The sequence below is a fragment of the Massilia genomosp. 1 genome (assembly GCF_011682185.1).
GTDB lineage: Bacteria > Pseudomonadota > Gammaproteobacteria > Burkholderiales > Burkholderiaceae_D > Telluria_A > Telluria_A rubra.
The window spans coordinates 38,422-58,077 of record NZ_WHJF01000030.1 but is presented as its reverse complement, the minus strand read 5'-3'; the positions used below and the strand labels follow the sequence as shown (position 1 = coordinate 58,077).

The following is a 19,656-nucleotide window of genomic DNA, read 5'->3' as shown; positions in this document are numbered from 1 at the left end:
GGCTGCGGGCAAAATCAGCTGGCACGGGTACAGGCATTAAACAGGTCCAGTTTGGGGTTGTAGACGGCAGTATTTATGGCAAGCATGCCAAGCGTTGAATGAAAAATATTATCGTGTGAAAAATCCTGGTTGGCGCGGGCGGCGAGGCATTGGCGGTCGAGCTTGAAGCGCGCACTGAATCCGTCCGACATCCACAACATGAAGGGAACGTGGCGCTGTTCCGGCGGCGAGATGATGTAGGGCGCGCCGTGCAGATACATATTGTTTTCGCCGAGCGATTCGCCATGGTCCGAAAAATACAGGAAGGCGGTGTCGACGTTATCGTTCAGGCTCGCTTGCGCCAGCATCCCGATGGTCTTGCTCAGTACGTAGTCGGTATACAGGATGGTGTTGTCGTAGGCGGCGACAATGGCTTCCCTGCTGCATTTTGCCAACTCGTTGGTTTCACAGGTCGGTTGAAACTGCTTGAAGCGGGCAGGATAGCGCTTCCAGTAGGCCGGTCCGTGGCTTCCTTTCTGGTGCAGCACGATTACCAGGTCGCGCTTGGCGTTCCGTATCAATTCCGGCAAGCCTTCCAGCAGGCGTTCGTCGAAGCATTCCTCCGTTTGACAAAGCGGGTTGCCCGGTTCCGGCTTGGACACATCCACGTATTGCACCCGGTCGCACACCCCCTTGCAGCCCGAATTGTTGTCGCGCCAGATCACATCGATCCCGGCATGTTTGAGGACGTCGAGCAATCCTTCCTGGGATCGCGCCTTGGTATCCGAGTAGCCATGCCGTCCAAGGGCGGAAAAGACGCACGGCACCGACACCGCCGTGGCTGTGCCGCAGGACTGCATGCGCGTGAAATTGATCAGGCCCTCCTGCTGCGCCAGGCGCGGATTGGTCTGGCGCGCATAGCCATTCAAGGAAAAATTGCGGGCGCGCGCAGTTTCGCCGACCACCATGACGGTCACGGTGTACCTGGCGATGCCGTTCCAGGCCGGCCCTTTGCTGGCATCGGTTCCGAGCGGCGACACGACAATCGGCGTGCTCCATTTGCGCTTGGCATAGCCATTGATCGCCTGGAGGTAGTTGGTCGGCGTGAGCAGGAAGCGCAGGTCGCGGTGTTCGCGCAAGGTCGGCGCCAGTGTCTTGAACATGAGCATGAGCAGGATGATGGCTCCGGCAAACGCGGCCATGGCGATACCGAGGTTGCGCAGCAGCTGGCGGCCGGCGCTCGGGTAGCGCAGGTCGGCGGCGGCCAGCAGCAGCGACGGCAGGCCGCCCATCAGCAACATTGTCGCGAGCATTTTCAGCGACAGCAGATCGGCGCTTTCGCGCGCATCGGTTTCGACGACGTTTTGCACCATCGACCAATCGATTGCGGTGCCGTACTGGTTCATGAAGTAGCTCGCCGCCGAGGTGGCCAGAAACAGGGCGATCAGAACGGGCTTGAAGATATAGCGAAAATTGACCAGCGCAAGGCAGGCGCCGAAGGCCAGTACCAGCATCAGGAACATGCCGGCCTGTATCGGCAAATGAGGCAGTGCCAAGCCGCCTGTGGCGTGGATAAAACGCGTCCAGAACGCCAGATTGTAGCCGCCTACCAGAATGACAGCAGCGGCCAGGGGAACAGCGAGGGTATTGATGCGGATGGAGATACTCAGTTTCAATCGCGTTTCCCAGCGTGCCAATGACCAGCGGCCTATTCCGGCGGTATGATCCGCAGACTACCCAAGACGACGTCAACTTCGTGTGAGACAGATGTTAATTTTTCGTTAAATCTCCCGCAAACCGAATATAGCAGCATGTCCCGCCTCCCGCCACGCTGCTGACTAAAAATTCAGCATGCATAAACCGGCAAATGCGCTTGACCAGCGCCAGTCCCAAGCCTGTGCCTTCGGATCCCCGCGTTCTGGCCGATGCGGCAGGGTCGTTTAAAATGGACAGCACCGCAGCGGGCAAACCGTGGCCGGTGTCGGAAACAACGATCGTGCTGGCCTCGAGGAAAACGGTGATCCGGCCCTCATCGGTATACAGGCAGGCATTGCGTATCAGATTGCCGAGTGCCGCGGAAAGCAAACGGAGCGGGGCATGCACGACAAAATCATCGCCGCCCCCAAAGGTCAGGACGAGCGGCTTGTCACCAAGCAAACCCTGATAGCGCGCGACTTCTTCCCGAGCAAGCTGCGCCATCGATATCGGCTCCGATTCGATCAGGTCGGGCGAACGCGCCAGCAGCAAGAGTATGCCGACGCTGTCCGCCGCGTCTTTTGCTGCGCGCACGATACGCTCGGCTGGCGCGTGCAACTGCGCTTGGCCGTGCGTGGCCTCGACCAGGATTTCGGCGGCGCCGGCAATGACGGTCAAGGGCGTGCGCAATTCGTGGCTGACATCTCCCGTAAAGCTGCGCTCCCGTTCCAGGAAGACTTGTAATTCCGCAGTGTGGCCGGCAAAGGCGCGTGCCAGGACGCCTAATTCATCCTGATTGTCCTGCAAGGGGAGTTCGCCGCGCCGCTCGGCCACCGCCGCAGACAGTTCGGCGATCGGGCCGACCACGCGCTGTCCCACGAAACGCCCCAGCAAGAGCGACATGGCGATGAAAACGACAAGGCCGACCAGCAGCAAGCTGTAGACCGCCAGCTCCACCTCCTCGTAATCGGAGGCATGGTCGACGACGACGAATGGGCCGCTGGCATCGCGTCCGGCAAAGACATGCAGTCCGATGCCATCGACCGTCACGTCATGCACGCCTGCGGGCAAATTGCGCAGCGATTGGGGAATCGATGGGCCGTGATGAAAGCTCACGCCTGCCGGCATTTCGACCGGAAGTCTGCCCGCGTGGCGAGGCGAGGCCCAAGCAGCGATATCTTTCAAGCGCTCATCGACCAGACGCGATTCGATTCCTTCCACGACAATTGCGGCGGCAATCGAGAACAGGATGCAGGTACCGAGCGAGAAGAGCAGATAGGCGCGCACGATGCGCCGGCCTAGGGAGTGAAAGTGCTGATGCATGACTGGAAACCGGCCGTGAAGAATGCAGCAAGTCTACACACAAGAGAAAAAACAACAAAATCCCTTTGCATAAGCACAAATTTTTGCCGCACACTGCCTCCGTCCAGGTCACGCGCTCCCGGGACAGCCGTCAGGGCGGCAGGCATGCCGCAGCTTGCCCGCAGCACGGCCCGCCGCACGCATTACGCGAGAAACAGTCTTGGCAACGCGTTCGACGCATCGTCGCGCTGGTAGCGGGCGGGAAGGGGCTCGTGGCCGGTTTTCAGGTTCGAAAGATTTCGGACATAAAAATACGCTTAATACACATCGCGACGGTAGCGGCCGCTCTCGTCGAGCATGGCGAGGGTGTCGCCGCCAAGCACGCTTTCCAAGGTTTCATGCACGGCCCCGGCCATGCCGTGCAGGCTGCCGCAGACATAGATCGCCGCGCCCTCGGCCACCCAGTCGCGCAGCTGCGCGGCTTGCGCCGCCAGCGCGTGCTGCACATAGCGTTCGGCGGCGCCGTCGCGCGAAAACACCAGGCTGAGCGTGTCGACCATGCCGGCCTGGTGCCACGCGGCGATGTCGTCGGCGCAGAAGTGGTCGTGCGCGGCATTGCGCTCGCCGAACACCAGCCAGTTGCGCGCCTGACCCGCGTCGACGCGGCTTTTCAGGTGCGCGCGCAGGCCGGCGATGCCGGTGCCGTTGCCGATCAAAATCAGGGGCCTGCCGGCGTTCCCGCCAATCCGGAAGCGGCTGTGCTGGCGCACGCGCAGCAGCACCGGCGCGCTGTCCCGCGCCTCGCGGCACAGCCAGCCCGACGCCAGTCCGACGCTGCCATCGTCGCGCACGTGCAGGCGCACCAGCAGCGACAGGCGGCCTTCGGCCATGGTCGAGGCAATCGAATACTCGCGCGGATAATCCGGGTCGCCCGGCGCGCTCACTTGCACCAGGTCGCCCGCCTCCCACGCCGGCAAGTCGCCTTCGGCCGGCAGCAGGTCGATGCGGTATACCGGCGCGCCGGCGCTGCCGGGATTGAGCAGGCGGCGCGCTGCGATGCGCCAGTGACCATAGCCTGGCGCGCTCCAGTCGGGGGCGTCGCTGGTGCCGGCCAGGTGGCTCAGGTGATGCAGCCAGGCTTCGATGGCGGCGCCGCGGCCACGGTCCACCTCGACCCGCGCGAACAGCGCCTGGGCGCCGCGCGCTTGCAGGACGGCGTCCAGGCGCCGCCCGAAGCCGCAGTAATTGGCGTAGCTGCTGTCGCCCAGCGCCAGCAGCGCGTAATGCAGCTGGCCCAGCGCCATTCCCGGCTGGTCGAGCAGGCGCGCCAGGCGCGCCGCGCTGTCGGGCGCATCGCCCTCGCCATAGGTGCTGGCGATGAACAGGATGCGCGCCGCGCCGCGCAAGGTGGCTTCGTCAAGTTGCTCGACGCTGAGCGCGCGCGCCGACAGGCCGCCGGTGCGCAGGGTTGCCACGGTATGCCCGGCCAGCGCTTCGCCGGTGCCGGTCTGGCTGGCATAGGCCACCAGCCAGTCGGCATGCGCGCCGCCGCTGTCCTTGCGCATGGCGCGCCGTGTACGCAGCAGGCCCAGGCACATGAGCGCATAGGCCGCAACAAAGGCGGCGGCGCCGCCCCAGCGGACCGGATCGACAGTCATCATTGCAGTAATTCCTGGTAGGCGCTGGAGACGACTTCCCGCAGGCCGCCCTCATGGCGCAGCAAAAAGCGCGCCGCCAGCTTGCGGCGCTCGGCCAGCGCCAGACCCTCCTCGGGACCGAGCACCGACAGCGCCGTCGAGAGGGCGTCGGCGGCCATGCATTCGGCATGCAGCACGGTGACCGACGCCACGTCGTTGCGGATCGGCGCGCCGCTGCGCGGATCGAGCGTGTGCGAGGCGCGCCGGCCGCCGTGCTCGAAGTAGCGCCGGTAGTCGCCCGAGGTGGCGACGGCCAGGCCGTGCAGCGCCACCGTGGTCGGGCCGGCGCCGTCGCCCGCGCCGGGCACGCCTTCGAGCGCGACCCACCACGGCTGGCCGTCGGCCTTGGTGCCGGCGCCGCGCAGCTCGCCGCCGATTTCCACCAGATAGTGAAACAGTCCCTGTGCTTCCAGGCAGCGTGCCAGCAGGTCCACCGCGTAGCCTTTGGCCACCGACGACAGGTCGATCTGCACGCCGCCCGCTTGCAGCGCGCGCCGGCTGGCGCGATCCAGTTGCAGGCGCTGGCGGTCGGCGCGCGCCACGATGGCTTGGACAGCCGCCGGCAGCGGCGCGTAGAAATTGGCTTCGTTGTAGCGCTGGCGCGCGCCGAAGCCCCAGGCGTTGACCAGGGCGCCGGCGCACGGGTCGTAGGCGCCGCCGCTGTCCTCGGCCACCTCCAGCGCGTAACTGAGCACCGTGAAAAAGGCATCCGGCAGGCGGTGCCAGTTGCCGGCCGGGGCGCTGTTGAAACGGCTCAGGTTCGAGTCGCGTTCCCAGTGGCTCATTTGCGCCACCACCAGGTCGAGCTGGCGCTGCAAGGCGTCCGCCATGGACGGCCTCGCGTCGGGCGGGGCCATCACCCGCGCCGACCAACTGGTGCCCATGGTGGCGCCGCCCAGCTCATGGAGCACGCTGGTGCGCGGCGGCAGGGCCGGCCCGATGGCCAGCGGTACGAGAACGCGGCGTCGCATTTACTCTGGCAACACTTCGAGCGTGGCGGCGTAGCTGTAGCGGCGCGTCACGGCCGGGGCGTCGGCGGCTACCGCCGGGCCTTTCGGCTGGGCCGCCGGAAAGCCCGCGTTGAGCCAGTACATGCCGGCCGCCGGCAAGGTCACGGCCACCTCGCCTTTGGCGTCGGTCTCCAGGCGCACTTCACCGAGCACGCCGCGATAGCGCACGCCGCCCGGAATCAGGCTGAAGGCGAACTTCGGCAGCGGCTTGCCATCGAGCTGGAAGCGCCACCTGGCCGTTTCGCCGGCGCGCAGGTCGGTCGGATTAGTCAGCGCGATCATCTCCAGTCCCACGCCGCTTGGCTTCAAGGCGCCGTCGCTGGTCTTGTTGGCGCTGACAAACGTCTCGAGGCGCTGGTGCGCGTAGGTGGTTTTCAGTTCGGGCGCATCGGCCGGCACTTCCCTGGCGAAGGCTTCTTCGCTGCCACGGAAACGCTTGGTCTCGCCAGCCTTGTCCTTGTAGCTGGCCATCACGTTGCGGCTGACGATGCTGATCTTGTAGGTGCCGTTCTTGGCCATCTTCAGGTCGAAGGTGCTGCGCTGCTTGCCCATGTAGCCGGCCGGCGCCGCCGTGACCACGCCATCCGGATCGGTGACGGTGGCCGCGTCGAGCTTGAGGGCGACGTGGTCGACCTCGAACAGGCCTTCCGAAATGGCGCCGTCGATGGTGACCCATGGCTCTTTTGACTCGACCATGGTCGACTGCGGATACAGCCAGCCACGGTGGGCGGAGGCGCTCAGGGAGACGGCGGCCAGGGTCAGCGCGAGCAGGGTCTTTTTCATCATGGTGTTGGTCATTGTCTTCACTTAAGGGGTGATCTGGAGGGAAACCGCGCCAAGTTCTTCCTTGCCGCGCGCGCTGAAGGTTTGCTTGCCCTTGAGCGGCAAGGTGAAGGGAACGCGCACCAGTTCGCGCCCGCCCGATTCGCGCGCCGCTTCGATCACCAGCTTGTAGTCGCCGGCCGGCAGCTTGTCGATGCCGGTGCGGGCCGGGCCGAAGCTGATGGTCTGCTCGCCGGCCGAGCGCGTGGCGCCGCTCACGCCGTCCATCGGCAATTCCACATCGCGCCCGGCCTTGCGCCACCAGGTGCGCAGGTCCTTGACCCACTTGGTGCCGGCGTTGTCTTTCTTCTTGACGTCGTACAGCACCGACAGGTTGGCCGCCACGCTCTGGTCGGCGCGCTCGAGCCACATGGCCACGTACGGGCGGTGGTATTCGGCCACGTTCAGTTGCGGAATCTCGAACTTGACGGCGAGATCGGCGCCGACGGCCCAGCCGCTCAGCATGGGAAGGGTAAGGGCAAGCGTGTGCTGTAGTTTCATGGGTGGCAGGCGTAGTGGGTAGTTGGTAAGTGGATTAGTGGGTAAACAAAAGGGCCAGCAAGAGCGGCAGCAGGATGCCGGCGCCGATCACCGGCCAGGTGGACGGGCGGTTGGCGGCGTGCAGTTTCATGATCAAAAAACCGGTCAGCGAAAACACCACGCAGGCCAGCGCGAACATATCGATGAACCAGCCCCATACCGGACCGGCGTTGCGGCCCTTGTGCAGGTCGTTGAGCCAGGAAACCATGCCGCGATCGGTTTTTTCGAATTCGGCGGCGCCATCGACGGCGATGCGCAGCCAGGCGTCGCCGCCCGGTCGCGGCAGGGCCACATACGCGTCTTCCCCGGTCCATTCGGCGTCGTTGGCGCCGAGGTCCAGGCCGAACTCGCGCTCGGCCCAGCCGGCCACGCGCGGGGGCAGGGGGGCGCGGGCGTCGGCGTGCCGGCTGGCCGCCTGCTCCAGGTCGCGCCGCAGCGGCGCCGGCAGGGTCGCCTTGCGCTTGCTGACGGCCGGCCTGGCTTCGATCTGGGTGGCGTGGTTGAGCGTGATGCCGGTGAGGCTGAATAACAGCATGCCCATCAGGCACAAGGCCGAGCTGATCCAGTGCCAGCGGTGCAGGTTCTTGAGCCAGGCGGCGCGGCTGGCGCTGGGGAGCGTGGCGGGGGTGGACATCGGGTGCTTCCGTCAACTAAACGCAAATGATAACTATTATCATTTGCGCGGTCAATGGCTTCAATAGACATTTACAATACGCAACAATCACTTGTTTTCAATCATATCGGACCGATATGGGCCCTGAGCTAGCGCAAGAAATCGCGCGCTTAACGCGCGATAAACTTGTGCAATGTCACAAATTCGCGACATTGCGGGGATTTTGTTATCGTCCAAGACAAAAAGATGATCGGCAACTTTTTTCGCAAGGTGGAATGTTAGGCTACAATACGCGTGCTATTCTTCCGACGTCGTAAGAATGCTGCGAGCTTTACAAGTCCTTCCCCACAACTTGATGTGCGATCCGCTAACCGGTCAGGCCGTGTCGCGGAAGGTTAGATTAACCCGCCAAACTCGCGAAGCGCGAAGAAAGGTGAGCAAGATGATGCAAGACCAAACCGCGAACTCCTATTTGTTCGGTGGTAACGCGCCGTACGTTGAAGAGCTGTACGAGGCTTATCTCGACAACCCAGGCTCGGTGCCGGACAACTGGCGTGCCTATTTCGACTCCATGCAGAACGTCCCTGCGGTCGACGGCTCCAACAAACCCGACGTAGCCCACGCTTCCGTCATCGCCTCGTTCGCCGAGCGCGCCAAGGCAGGCCCGATCCGTGTCGTGACCGCGTCCACCGACGCAGAAATGGGGCGCAAGCGGGTCGCCGTCACCCAGTTGATCGCCGCTTACCGCTATCTCGGCTCGCAGTGGGCCAACCTGGACCCGCTGCAGCGCCAGGAACGCCCGATGATTCCCGAACTCGAGCCAAGCTTCTACGGTTTCACCGATGCCGACATGGACATCGTCTTCAACATCAGCAATACCTACTTCGGCCCTGAAACCGCATCCCTGCGCGACCTGCTGAACTTCCTGCGCGATACCTACTGCCGTTCGATCGGCGCCGAATTCATGTACATCGGCGATCCGGCGGAAAAACGCTGGCTGCAGGAGAAACTCGAAGCGATCCGCTCGACCCCGAACTTCACGGCCGAGAAAAAAGCCCACATCCTCGAGCGCCTCACCGCCGCCGAAGGCCTGGAACGCTACCTGCACACCAAGTACGTCGGCGCCAAGCGCTTCTCGCTGGAAGGCTCCGAGTCCTTCATCGCCTCGATCGACGAAACCATCCAGCGCGCCGGTGAAAAAGGCGTGCAGGAGATCGTCATCGGCATGGCCCACCGCGGCCGCCTGAACGTCCTGGTCAACACCCTGGGCAAGTCGCCGCAGGAACTGTTCGAAGAATTCGAAGGCAAGCACGGCGACGACCTGCCGTCGGGCGACGTCAAGTACCACCAGGGCTTTTCGAGCGACATCTCGACCGCCGGCGGTCCGGTCCACCTGTCGTTGGCGTTTAACCCGTCGCACCTCGAGATCGTCAACCCGGTCGTCGAAGGTTCGGTCAAGGCGCGCATGGAGCGTCGCGGCGACAAGGATGGCGCGCAAGTGCTGCCGATCCTGGTCCACGGCGACGCCGCCTTCGCTGGCCAGGGCGTGGTCATGGAAACGCTGAACCTTGCGCAAACCCGCGGCTACGGCACGGGCGGCACGGTACACATCGTGATCAACAACCAGATCGGTTTCACCACGTCCGACCCGCGCGATGCGCGTTCGACCCTGTACTGCTCGGACGTGGTCAAGATGATCGAAGCGCCGGTCCTGCACGTGAACGGCGACGACCCTGAAGCGGTCGTGCTGGCGACGCAAATCGCGCTCGACTACCGCGTCCAGTTCAAGAAAGACGTCGTTGTCGACATCATCTGCTACCGTAAACTCGGTCACAACGAACAAGATACCCCGGCGCTGACCCAGCCGCTGATGTACAAGAAAATCGGCCAGCATCCGGGCACCCGCAAGCTGTACGCCGACAAGCTGATCGCCCAGGGCACCCTGGCGGCCGACGGCGGCGACAAAATGGTGTCCGCTTACCGCGACGCCATGGACGCCGGCAAGCACACGATCGATCCGGTCATCTCGAACTTCAAGAACAAGTACGCGGTCGACTGGCTGCCGTTCCTGAACCGCAAATGGACCGACAGCGCCGACACCGCCGTGCCGATGACGGAACTCAAACGCCTGGCGACCCGCATCACCACCTTGCCAGAAAATTTCAAGGTCCACTCGCTGGTCGAGAAAGTGCTGGCCGACCGCGCCTCCATGGGCCGTGGTGAACTGAACCTGGACTGGGGCATGGGCGAGCATCTCGCGTACGCTTCGCTGGTTTCGTCCGGCTACGCCATCCGCCTGTCGGGCCAGGATGCCGGGCGCGGTACCTTTACCCACCGTCACGCCGTGCTGCACGACCAGAACCGCGAGCGTTGGGATGCAGGCACCTATGTCCCACTGTGCAATGTGTCGGAAGGCCAGGCGCCGTTCGTGGTCATCGATTCGGTGCTGTCGGAAGAAGCCGTGCTTGCGTTCGAATACGGTTACTCGACCGCCGAACCGAATACCCTGACCATCTGGGAAGCCCAGTTCGGCGACTTCGCCAACGGCGCCCAGGTCGTGATCGACCAGTTTATCGCGTCGGGCGAAGTCAAATGGGGCCGCGCGTCGGGCCTCGTGATGATGCTGCCGCACGGTTACGAAGGCCAGGGGCCGGAGCACTCGTCGGCGCGTCCTGAACGCTTCCTGCAGCTGTGCGCGGACAACAATATGCAAGTCGTGCAGCCAACCACCGGCTCGCAGATTTTCCACCTGCTGCGTCGCCAGATGGTGCGCCAGTTCCGCAAACCGCTGGTCATCCTGACGCCGAAGTCGCTGTTGCGTAACAAGGATGCCAGCTCGCCGCTGACCGAACTGGCCAAGGGCGTCTTCCACACCGTGATCGGTGAAGTCGACGAGAAAATCGATGCCAAGAAGGTCAAGCGCGTGATCGCCTGCTCGGGCAAGGTCTACTACGACCTGGTCAACAGCCGCAAAACGCGCAACCAGCTCGATACCGCCATCATCCGTGTCGAACAGCTGTATCCGTTCCCGCACAAGTCGTTCGCGGCTGAACTCAAAAAGTTCCCGAACGCGACCGAAGTGGTGTGGACCCAGGATGAGCCGCAGAATCAGGGACCGTGGTTCCAGATCCAGCACAACATCTTCGAGAGCCTCGAATCGGGCCAGCGCCTTGCGTACGCAGGCCGTCCGGCTTCGGCATCGCCTGCCGTCGGTTATGGCGACAAGCACAATGCGCAGCAGAAGGAATTGCTGGAAACGGCCTTCTCGAAGCTCAAGGGTTTCATCCTGACCAAATAATCACCACGCCCCGCCGCTGCGATCACCCTTCGGCGGGGCGCTGCTAAAAACAATACACGGAGTTTTACATGGCACAAATTGAAGTCAAAGTCCCAGTCCTGTCGGAATCGGTAGCGGAAGCGACCCTGCTGTCGTGGCACAAAAAAGTCGGCGAGCCAGTCGCGCGCGACGAAAACATGATCGATATCGAGACCGACAAGGTCGTCCTCGAACTGCCTGCGCCGAACGCCGGCATCATCACCCAGATCCTCAAGGCCGACGGTGCGACCGTCGTCGCCGGCGAAGTCATCGCCATCATCGACACCGAAGCCTCCGCACAAGTGAGCCCGCTGCAAATCTCGAGCGCACCGGTGCAAGTTGCCCAAGCCGCCGCCGATCCGGTGGCCGCCGCGATCAGCGCGATCGCCTCGAAATCGAATGTCGCCATGCCGGCCGCCGCCAAGCTGCTGGCCGATAACAAGCTGACCACTTCCGACGTTGCCGGCAGCGGTCGCGATGGCCGTGTGACCAAGGGCGACGTCCTCGGTGCGCTCGGTTCCGCAAGCTCCGGTGGCGTCAAGCCAGCGGCGCCAGCCCCGCTGGCCGCGCCAGCCGCGCCGGCCAAGGCCCCGCTGCAGCAGATCGCAGCGCCTGCCGCCGCCAACCTGGGCGAGCGCCCGGAAGAGCGCGTGCCGATGAGCCGCCTGCGCGCCCGTATCGCCGAGCGCCTGGTCATGTCGCAGTCGACCAATGCCATCCTGACCACGTTCAACGAAGTGAACATGCAGCCGGTGATCGACCTGCGCAACAAGTACAAGGACAAGTTCGAGAAAGAGCACGGCGTCAAGCTGGGCTTCATGTCCTTTTTTGTGAAGGCCGCTGTCGCCGCGCTGAAAAAGTACCCGATCATCAATGCGTCGGTCGACGGTAACGACATCGTCTACCACGGCTACTTCGACATCGGCATCGCGGTCGGTTCGCCGCGCGGCCTGGTGGTGCCGATCCTGCGCAACGCCGACCAGATGTCGATCGCCGAAATCGAAAAGAAAATCGGTGAATTCGGCCAGAAAGCCAAGGAAGGCAAGCTGACCCTGGACGACCTGACCGGCGGTACCTTCTCGATCTCGAACGGCGGCACCTTCGGTTCGATGCTGTCGACCCCGATCATCAACCCGCCGCAGTCGGCCATCCTGGGCGTCCACGCGACCAAGGACCGCGCCGTCGTCGAAAACGGCCTCGTTGTGGTGCGTCCGATGAACTACCTGGCGATGTCGTACGATCACCGCATCATCGACGGCCGCGAAGCTGTCCTGGGCCTGGTCACGATGAAGGAAACGCTGGAAGATCCGGCGCGTTTGCTGCTGGACCTGTAAGCACGAAGCGTGCGCTCGCTTGCAGCGCGTGCTTCGCCCTTGTTTTGGATGGGTGGATAATTGAATATCTCCGACGAAATCAAGCGTTTGCACGAACTGCATCAAGCCGGCGCGCTCTCCGACGCCGAATTTTCACAGGCCAAGGCACGCCTGCTGGCCGAGCAAGAGCGGGCCAGCCTTGGTCCCGGTCCCGGTCCCGGCAACGGCGACCTCGCCAGCGAGTTCTCGCGCCTGCGCCGCACCCGCGGCGACCGCTGGATCTCGGGCGTGTGCGGCGGCCTGGCCAGGGTATCGGGCATGGATGCCTGGGTATGGCGGCTGGTGTTTACGGTCTTTACCCTGTACTTCCTGCTTGGCCTGCTGATCTACCTGCTGATGTGGGTATTCGTACCAGAAGAATAAATCAAGGGAATCAATAATGAGTGACGCAAAACAATTCGACGTGCTTGTCATCGGCGCCGGTCCTGGCGGCTACATCGCCGCCATCCGTGCCGCGCAACTGGGTTTCAAGGTGGCCTGTATCGATGAATGGTCCAACGCCAAGGGCGCTCCGGCGCCGGGCGGCACGTGTACCAACGTCGGCTGCATTCCATCGAAGGCGCTGCTGCAATCGTCCGAGCACTTCGAGCACGCCGGCCATGCTTTCGCCGAGCACGGCATCGACGTCGCCGGCCTGTCGCTGAACCTGCCGCAAATGTTGAAGCGCAAGGACACCGTCGTCAAACAAAACAACGACGGCATCCTGTTCCTGTTCAAGAAAAACAAGATCGCCTTCTTCCACGGGCGCGGTGCGTTCTCCGGCGCCGCTGAAGGTGGCTACCAGGTCAGCGTCACCGGCGCCAACGCCGACACGCTCGCGGCCAAGCATGTCATCATCGCCACGGGGTCGAACGCGCGTGAACTGCCGGGCGCACCGTTCGATGAAAAACTGATCCTGTCGAACACCGGCGCACTGACCATCGACGCCGTGCCGGCCACCCTCGGCGTGATCGGCGCCGGCGTGATCGGCCTGGAAATGGGCAGCGTATGGCGCCGCCTGGGCGCCAAGGTCACGGTGCTGGAAGGCTTGCCTACGTTCCTCGGCGCGGTCGACGAGCAGATCGCCAAGGAAGCGCACAAGCTGTTTACCAAGCAGGGCCTGGCGATCAACCTGGGCGTCAAGATCGGCAAAGTCACCGCCGGCGCCAACAACGTCACCGTGGACTATGCCAACGCCGCCGGCGAAGCGCAGAGCGCCGTGTTCGACAAGCTGATCATCTCGATCGGGCGCGTGCCGAACACCATCGGCCTGGGCGCGGACAGCGTCGGCCTGAAGTTGGATGAACGCGGCTTCATCGCCGTGGACGACGACTGCAAGACCAACCTGCCGAACGTGTGGGCGGTGGGCGACGTGGTGCGCGGCCCGATGCTGGCCCACAAAGCCGAAGAAGAAGGCGTTGCCGTGGCCGAGCGTATCGCCGGCCAGCATGGCCACACCAACTTCAACACGATTCCGTGGGTGATCTACACCTCGCCGGAAATCGCGTGGGTTGGCCAGACCGAGCAGCAGCTCAAAGCGGCCGGCGTGGCCTACAAGGCGGGCACCTTCCCGTTCATGGCCAACGGCCGTGCGCGCGCGCTGGGCGACACCTCGGGCATGGTCAAGTTTTTGGCCGATGCCAGCACCGATGAAATCCTCGGCGTGCATATCGTCGGCCCGATGGCGTCCGAACTGATTTCGGAAGCGGTCGTCGCGATGGAATTCCGCGCATCGGCGGAAGACATTGCCCGCATCTGCCACGCCCATCCATCGCTGTCCGAAGCGACCAAGGAAGCCGCGCTCGCCGTCGACAAGCGTACCTTGAACTTCTAAATAAGTACCCCGCCGGGCGCGCCGAAGCATTGCATCGGCGCGCCCGGCATTCTGTATTGCCTCCCCAAATGAATGTCCAAGAGTTCTACCAGCACGCCTTATCCCAACGCGGCTTTACCTCGGACGAGGCGCAGCAACGCGCGGTCGACCGCCTGCAGCGCGCCTACGAGGAGTGGGTCGAATTCCGCTCGCAGCGCTCGTCCACCTTCAAGCGCCTGATCAACCGCCCGGACGTGCCGCGCGGGGTCTACCTGTGGGGGGGAGTAGGGCGCGGCAAGTCGTTTTTGATGGACAGTTTTTACTCGGTGGTGCCGGTGGTGCGCAAGACGCGCCTGCACTTCCATGAATTCATGCGCGGCGTACACCGCGAGCTCGATGAGCTCAAGGGCGTGGCCGATCCGCTCGACGACGTCGCGCGCCGCATCGCCAAAAAATACCGCCTGATCTGCTTCGACGAATTCCATGTCTCGGATATCGCCGACGCCATGATTTTGTATAATTTGCTGACCGCCTTGTTCAACAACGGCGTGTCCTTCATCATGACGTCGAACTACGATCCCGACCTGCTGTATCCGGACGGCCTGCATCGCGACCGCATGTTGCCGACCATCGCCCTGCTCAAGGATAAACTCGACGTCATGAACGTGGACGCCGGCATCGACTACCGCAAGCGCGCGCTCGAGCAGGTCGAGAGCTACTACACGCCTTTGAACGCCGCCTCCGACGCCGCCCTGCGCACGGCCTATGCGCGCATCGCCGAGACGGCCGACGAAGACCCGCGCATCCGCATCGAAGAGCGCGAAATCCGCGCCCTGCGCCACGCCGGCGGCATCATCTGGTTCGATTTTGCGACCCTGTGCGGCGGACCGCGCTCGCAGAACGATTATCTCGAAATCGCCAGCCGCTTCCACACCGTGGTGCTGTCGGGGATTCCGGCCATGTCGGCGGCGCAGTCGTCCGAGGCGCGCCGGTTTACGTGGCTGATCGATGTCTTCTATGACCACAAGGTTAAACTGCTGATGTCGGCCGCCGTGCCGCCGGAAGAGCTGTACACGCAAGGGACGCTGTCGAACGAGTTTCATCGCACCGTCTCGCGTATTATTGAAATGCAGTCGCGCGAATACATGGATGCGGAGCGCCGCGGCGCGGCCGACCCGCTTTCCTGACCCATTTCCTGACCCTTCGCCGACCCGCCCACAGGACACTGAACATGAACAACCGCCTAGCTTTTCCCATGATCCGGCTTGCCGCGCTGGCGCTGGCCGCCGGCCTGGCCGCCTGCACGCCCGGCCTGCAGCCGACCAGCATGGCGCCCGAGGTGCCGCTGACCACGACCCTGGAACAGGCCGCGCTCAAGCTCGACCAGGTGCGCGCGCAGCGCGCCGCCACCGAGGCGCGTTACGCCAACAGCGAAGTGACTTGCTACGACAAGTTTTTCGTCAACGACTGCCTCGATGAGGCGCGCGAATACCGGCGCGTGACCCTGGCCTACCTGAACGCGGTGGAAGACGAAGCCAAGCATTTCCAGCGCAAGGCCTCGGCCGACGCGCGCGACGCGGCGGTGGCCGAATCGGTGCGCGTGGCGGAAGCGGAAGAAGCGCGCCTGGCGGCCAATCCGGCCCCGGCGCCGGTGGCGCAGGCGCCGAAGGTGAAGGGGCTGTCGACGAAGCCGACCCTGGAAGCGCGCCAGGCGGCGCAGGCGGCCAAGCTGGCGCGCATCGCCGCGCAAGAAAAAGCAGCCGTGCCGGAACGCGCGGCCAACGCCGAAGCGTTCGAGCAAAAGCGCGTCGATTCGGAGAAGCGCCAGCGCAAGGTCGAAGAGAAGAAGGCGGCCAGCGCCCGGAAGGCGGAGAAGGCGGCGAAAGACGCCGAGGCCGCTGCCAGGCCGAAGGACGTGAAGATCTCCAAATAGCTTGATAGCTATTGTTCCAAAACTAACTTCAGCCCCGTCGTTCCCGCGCAGGCGGGAACCCAAGTTTGCCTAGCCGTCGACTGCGCCAAACACTTGGGTTCCCGCCTTCGCGGGAACGACGGGGTAGTGGCCGGGAACGACGGGGTAGTGGCCGGGAACGACGGGGTAGTGGCCGGGAACGACGGGGTAGTGGCCGGGAACGACGGGGTAGTGGCCGCGAACGACGGGTCAGAGGACGTAAGGGGTATGGCGCGGCACGCAGCTTACACCGCCCGGCGCATCCGTTCCACCGTGTAGTTCGGCACTTCCTTGGGCGGCTTGACCAGCTTCACAATGGCCATGGTGCAGTTGCCGCCCTTGCCCTGGGCGCGCTCCACCGCCTTGTTGATCAGCAGTTCCGAGGCCTGGCGTGGCGTGTTCTTGCTGGTCACCGCGCCAAGTTCGGCATCCGTAAAGAAGTGCCACAGCCCGTCCGACGCCAGCAGGAAGGTGTCGCCCGCGGCCAGGTTCTCGTGGTGGCCGACAGCGACGAACGGCTCCTTGCGGCTGTTGCCGAGCACATTGAACAGCAGCTTCGAGTGGCGGTGGTTCTTGGCCGCTTCCAGCGGCAGCTTGTCGGTGCCGACCAGGTGCTCGATGTAGGGCACGTCGCTGGTGCGCACCACGCACTCGGCGCGCACGAAGCGGTACAGGCGCGAATCGCCCACGTGGGCCCACACCGCCGTGCCCTTGGGCGTGATGACCAGTCCCACAAAGGTCGCATGCGGCTCGCTCGTGCTGGTCATGGCGTTGAGCTTGAGCACGGCGTGCGTTTCCAGCACGATGTCGCGCAGCAGCGCCTGCAGGCGCTCGATGCTCGGATCGTCGCCCGGCTTGAACAGGTCAAATTGTTGCTTGGCCGTCAGCAGGGCCTGGTCCGACGCCGACGAACCGCCGGAAACGCCGTCGGCCAGCACCGCCATCATGTAGCCGGGCGCGCGCGCGCCGGTGAACAGGGCGGTGCGGTTGGTCTGTTCCGGCCGGTTGCCAATGTGTTGCGCGGTACCGGCTTCAATCTTGTATACGTTCATATGCTTGGGGTAATGTCCTGGCTGCGTTACCATACGGCTCTGGTGGCTGCCGTATTCTATCTTGTTGGCTGCAACGACGCCGTAGATTAAACTATGCACCGAGTATGCTGTTTGTTGCAAGCAGTGACTATTTTCTGCGCGACAAAAATTGTTTCAGATTGTATGCGTTTTTCGTCCGCAGTTGATGAAATTTTTGAAATGAACTTGTCTGGAATGCCACACATGAACGATGACCAAACTATCCAGCGCCGCCTGATCGAACTCGATGTGGAACATCGCGACCTGGATGCGGTCATAGACATGTTGACCCTGGACGGTCACCACGACCAGTTGCAGCTGCGCCGCCTCAAAAAGCGCAAATTGCAACTGAAAGACCATATTACCCTGTTGAAAATGCAATTAGTGCCCGATGTTCCGGCCTGATCCGTCTTCGCTTCTCTGAAATGCCACTTTGACCGACCCTCAACATGTAGCTGCGGTGCCTCCTGGCGCCGACGGCGAACCCTCCGTGCCGGCCCTGCCGGAAGGCATACACGATGCCGAAGTCGACCGCCTGTTCAGCGCGGGCGGCCCGCTTGCGCCGTCCGTGGGCAGCTTCAGCCCGCGCCGCTCGCAGACCGAGATGGCCAAGTCGATCGCCCAGGCCATCGCCGACCAGAGCACCCTGATCGCCGAGGCCGGCACCGGCACCGGCAAGACCTTCGCCTACCTGGTGCCGGCGCTGCTGTGGGGCGGCAAGACCATCATCTCGACCGGCACCAAGAACTTGCAGGACCAGTTGTTCTTGCGCGACATTCCGACCGTGCGCGCCGCCCTCAAGGCGCCGGTCTCGGTGGCCTTGCTCAAGGGCCGCTCGAACTACGTCTGCCACTACCACCTGGAACGCACCCTGCAGAACGGGCGCATGACCTCGCGCGACGATGTCGGCAACCTGCGCGAAATTTCGCGCTTCATCAAGATGAGCAGTTCGGGCGACAAGGCCGAACTGGCCAAGGTGCCCGAAAACGCGCAGATCTGGAACCTGGTCACCTCGACCCGCGACACCTGCATGGGCGCCGAGTGCCAGTACTACCAGGATTGCTTCGTGATGAAGGCGCGCCGCGAAGCCCAGCAGGCCGATGTGGTGGTGGTCAACCATCACCTGTTCTTCGCCGACGTGGCCTTGAAAGACACCGGCGTGGCCGAACTGCTGCCGTCGGCTAACACCATCATTTTCGACGAAGCGCACCAGTTGCCCGACACGGCCACCCTGTTCTTCGGCCAGACGGTGTCGACCTCGCAAATACTCGAACTGTGCCGCGACGTGCTGGCCGAGGGCCTGGCGCACGCGCGCGGCGGACCGGACTGGGCCAAGGTGGTGATGGTGCTCGAAAAGGCCGCGCGCGACCTGCGCCTGACCTTCCCGCAAGACATCATGCGCCTGTCGCTGGCGCAGATCATGCCGTCGTCCGAGTTCTTTCCTGCGCTGAACACGCTCAAGGAAAAACTGGCCGAGATGATCGACGTGCTCGAAGACCAGGCCGCGCGCGCCGAGACCATCGAGCAGGTGCGGGTGCGTGCGGTCGAGCTGGCCGCCTCGCTGGACGGCTGGAAGCAGGATGGCATCCGGCGCGACGCGCCGGCCAGCAAATTGGTCGAAGGCGACCAGGCGGTGCTGTGGGTCGAGGCGTTTTCGTCGTCCCTGCAACTGCACAAGACGCCGCTGTCGATCGCGCCGATCTTCAACAACCAGCGCGAAGGCACGCCGCGCAGCTGGATCTTTACCTCGGCCACGCTGGCGGTCAAGAACGACTTCAAGCATTTCTCGAACCAGATGGGCTTGACGGGCGAGCCGGCCAAGACCTGGCCGAGCCCGTTCAACTATGAACAGCAGGGCTTGCTGTACGTGCCGAACGGCTTGCCGGAACCGAATTCCTTCGGCTACACCGACGCCGTGATCGATAGCGCGTTGCCGGTGATCGAAGCGGCCGGCGGGCGCACCTTTTTCTTGTGTACCACGATCCGCGCGGTCAAGCAGGTGTCCGAACGCTTGCGCGACGAGTTCGCCAAGCGCGGGCTCGACTTTCCATTGTTCGTCCAGGGCGAGCGCGGCCGCACCGAATTGCTCGACTCGTTCCGCAATGCCGGCAACGGCGTGCTGGTCGGCTCCCAGAGTTTCTGGGAGGGCGTGGACGTGCGCGGCGATGCGCTCTCGCTGGTCATCATCGACAAGCTGCCCTTCGCCCCGCCCGACGATCCGGTGCTGGCCGCGCGCATCGACGTGATGGAAAAGCAGGGCTTGAACGGCTTCATGCACCACACCTTGCCCGAGGCGATCATCAACCTCAAGCAGGGGGCAGGGCGCCTGATCCGCGACGAGACCGACCGCGGCGTGCTGATGATCTGCGATCCGCGCCTGATTTCCAAGTCGTACGGCAAGCGCGTGTGGCAGAGCCTGCCGTCGTTCAAGCGCACCCGCCTGCAAGAAGACGTGATCGCCTTTTTCAAACCACCTCAAGAACCCCAGGACTAAGC

The 19,656-nt window shown here is 63.7% G+C and carries 16 protein-coding genes; 8 read left to right on the top strand and 8 right to left on the bottom strand.

Annotated elements, in window-relative coordinates:
- Positions 1 to 14: 14 nt before the first annotated feature.
- The 7 genes from F1735_RS13730 to F1735_RS13700 form a co-directional block, all read right to left on the bottom strand.
- Entirely contained in the window at positions 15 to 1,655 is a 1,641-nt protein-coding gene (locus F1735_RS13730; RefSeq protein ID WP_229505759.1) for a phosphoethanolamine transferase, read from the bottom strand.
- Between the two features lie 94 nt (positions 1,656 to 1,749).
- Positions 1,750 to 2,997, bottom strand: a complete 1,248-nt coding sequence (locus tag F1735_RS13725) for a sensor histidine kinase (RefSeq protein ID WP_167237453.1) — start codon at positions 2,995 to 2,997, stop codon at positions 1,750 to 1,752.
- Positions 2,998 to 3,293: 296 nt separating this feature from the next.
- On the bottom strand, positions 3,294 to 4,634 hold the full coding sequence (locus F1735_RS13720) for a sulfite reductase subunit alpha (RefSeq protein WP_373888519.1): 1,341 nt from the start codon (positions 4,632 to 4,634) through the stop codon (positions 3,294 to 3,296).
- Positions 4,634 to 5,644, bottom strand: coding sequence for an FAD:protein FMN transferase (locus F1735_RS13715; protein WP_167237451.1), 1,011 nt, complete (start codon positions 5,642 to 5,644; stop codon positions 4,634 to 4,636). The genes F1735_RS13720 and F1735_RS13715 overlap by 1 nt, the downstream gene beginning before the upstream one ends.
- Positions 5,645 to 6,481 (bottom strand): DUF4198 domain-containing protein, encoded by an 837-nt coding sequence (locus F1735_RS13710; RefSeq protein ID WP_229505758.1) that lies wholly within the window; start codon positions 6,479 to 6,481, stop codon positions 5,645 to 5,647.
- Positions 6,482 to 6,490: 9 nt separating this feature from the next.
- The gene (locus F1735_RS13705; RefSeq protein ID WP_167237450.1) at positions 6,491 to 7,006 is read right to left on the bottom strand and encodes a DUF2271 domain-containing protein; all 516 of its coding nucleotides are present in this window, start codon (positions 7,004 to 7,006) and stop codon (positions 6,491 to 6,493) included.
- A 34-nt stretch (positions 7,007 to 7,040) separates the two neighbouring features.
- Positions 7,041 to 7,679, bottom strand: coding sequence for a PepSY-associated TM helix domain-containing protein (locus tag F1735_RS13700; protein ID WP_167237449.1), 639 nt, complete (start codon positions 7,677 to 7,679; stop codon positions 7,041 to 7,043).
- 421 nt (positions 7,680 to 8,100) lie between these two features.
- Here F1735_RS13700 and F1735_RS13695 point away from each other — a divergent pair, with 421 nt between their 5' ends.
- From F1735_RS13695 to F1735_RS13670, 6 genes are all read left to right on the top strand, one after another.
- The gene (locus tag F1735_RS13695) at positions 8,101 to 10,956 is read left to right on the top strand and encodes a 2-oxoglutarate dehydrogenase E1 component (protein WP_167237448.1); all 2,856 of its coding nucleotides are present in this window, start codon (positions 8,101 to 8,103) and stop codon (positions 10,954 to 10,956) included.
- Positions 10,957 to 11,024: 68 nt separating this feature from the next.
- Positions 11,025 to 12,308 carry a 2-oxoglutarate dehydrogenase complex dihydrolipoyllysine-residue succinyltransferase gene (odhB, locus tag F1735_RS13690; RefSeq protein WP_167237447.1) on the top strand — a complete coding sequence of 428 codons (1,284 nt, stop codon included), beginning with the start codon at positions 11,025 to 11,027 and terminating at the stop codon, positions 12,306 to 12,308.
- A gap of 60 nt (positions 12,309 to 12,368) precedes the next feature.
- A complete protein-coding gene (locus tag F1735_RS13685) occupies positions 12,369 to 12,710 on the top strand; it encodes a PspC domain-containing protein (RefSeq protein ID WP_167237446.1) in 342 nt (113 codons plus the stop codon).
- Positions 12,711 to 12,726: 16 nt separating this feature from the next.
- The gene (gene lpdA, locus F1735_RS13680) at positions 12,727 to 14,160 is read left to right on the top strand and encodes a dihydrolipoyl dehydrogenase (protein WP_167237445.1); all 1,434 of its coding nucleotides are present in this window, start codon (positions 12,727 to 12,729) and stop codon (positions 14,158 to 14,160) included.
- A 68-nt stretch (positions 14,161 to 14,228) separates the two neighbouring features.
- Positions 14,229 to 15,326 carry a cell division protein ZapE gene (gene zapE, locus F1735_RS13675; protein WP_167237444.1) on the top strand — a complete coding sequence of 366 codons (1,098 nt, stop codon included), beginning with the start codon at positions 14,229 to 14,231 and terminating at the stop codon, positions 15,324 to 15,326.
- Positions 15,327 to 15,370: 44 nt separating this feature from the next.
- Positions 15,371 to 16,072 (top strand): hypothetical protein, encoded by a 702-nt coding sequence (locus tag F1735_RS13670; protein ID WP_167237443.1) that lies wholly within the window; start codon positions 15,371 to 15,373, stop codon positions 16,070 to 16,072.
- A gap of 263 nt (positions 16,073 to 16,335) precedes the next feature.
- On the opposite strand, the gene F1735_RS13665 is transcribed toward F1735_RS13670, so the two are convergent.
- Positions 16,336 to 17,142 (bottom strand): PP2C family protein-serine/threonine phosphatase, encoded by an 807-nt coding sequence (locus F1735_RS13665; RefSeq protein ID WP_167237442.1) that lies wholly within the window; start codon positions 17,140 to 17,142, stop codon positions 16,336 to 16,338.
- A gap of 222 nt (positions 17,143 to 17,364) precedes the next feature.
- Between F1735_RS13665 and F1735_RS13660 the strand changes: the two genes are divergently transcribed.
- Both F1735_RS13660 and F1735_RS13655 read left to right on the top strand, forming a co-directional pair.
- Entirely contained in the window at positions 17,365 to 17,565 is a 201-nt protein-coding gene (locus tag F1735_RS13660) for a YdcH family protein (RefSeq protein WP_166881122.1), read from the top strand.
- Positions 17,566 to 17,620: 55 nt separating this feature from the next.
- Positions 17,621 to 19,654, top strand: a complete 2,034-nt coding sequence (locus F1735_RS13655; protein WP_167237466.1) for an ATP-dependent DNA helicase — start codon at positions 17,621 to 17,623, stop codon at positions 19,652 to 19,654.
- Positions 19,655 to 19,656 lie beyond the last annotated feature (2 nt).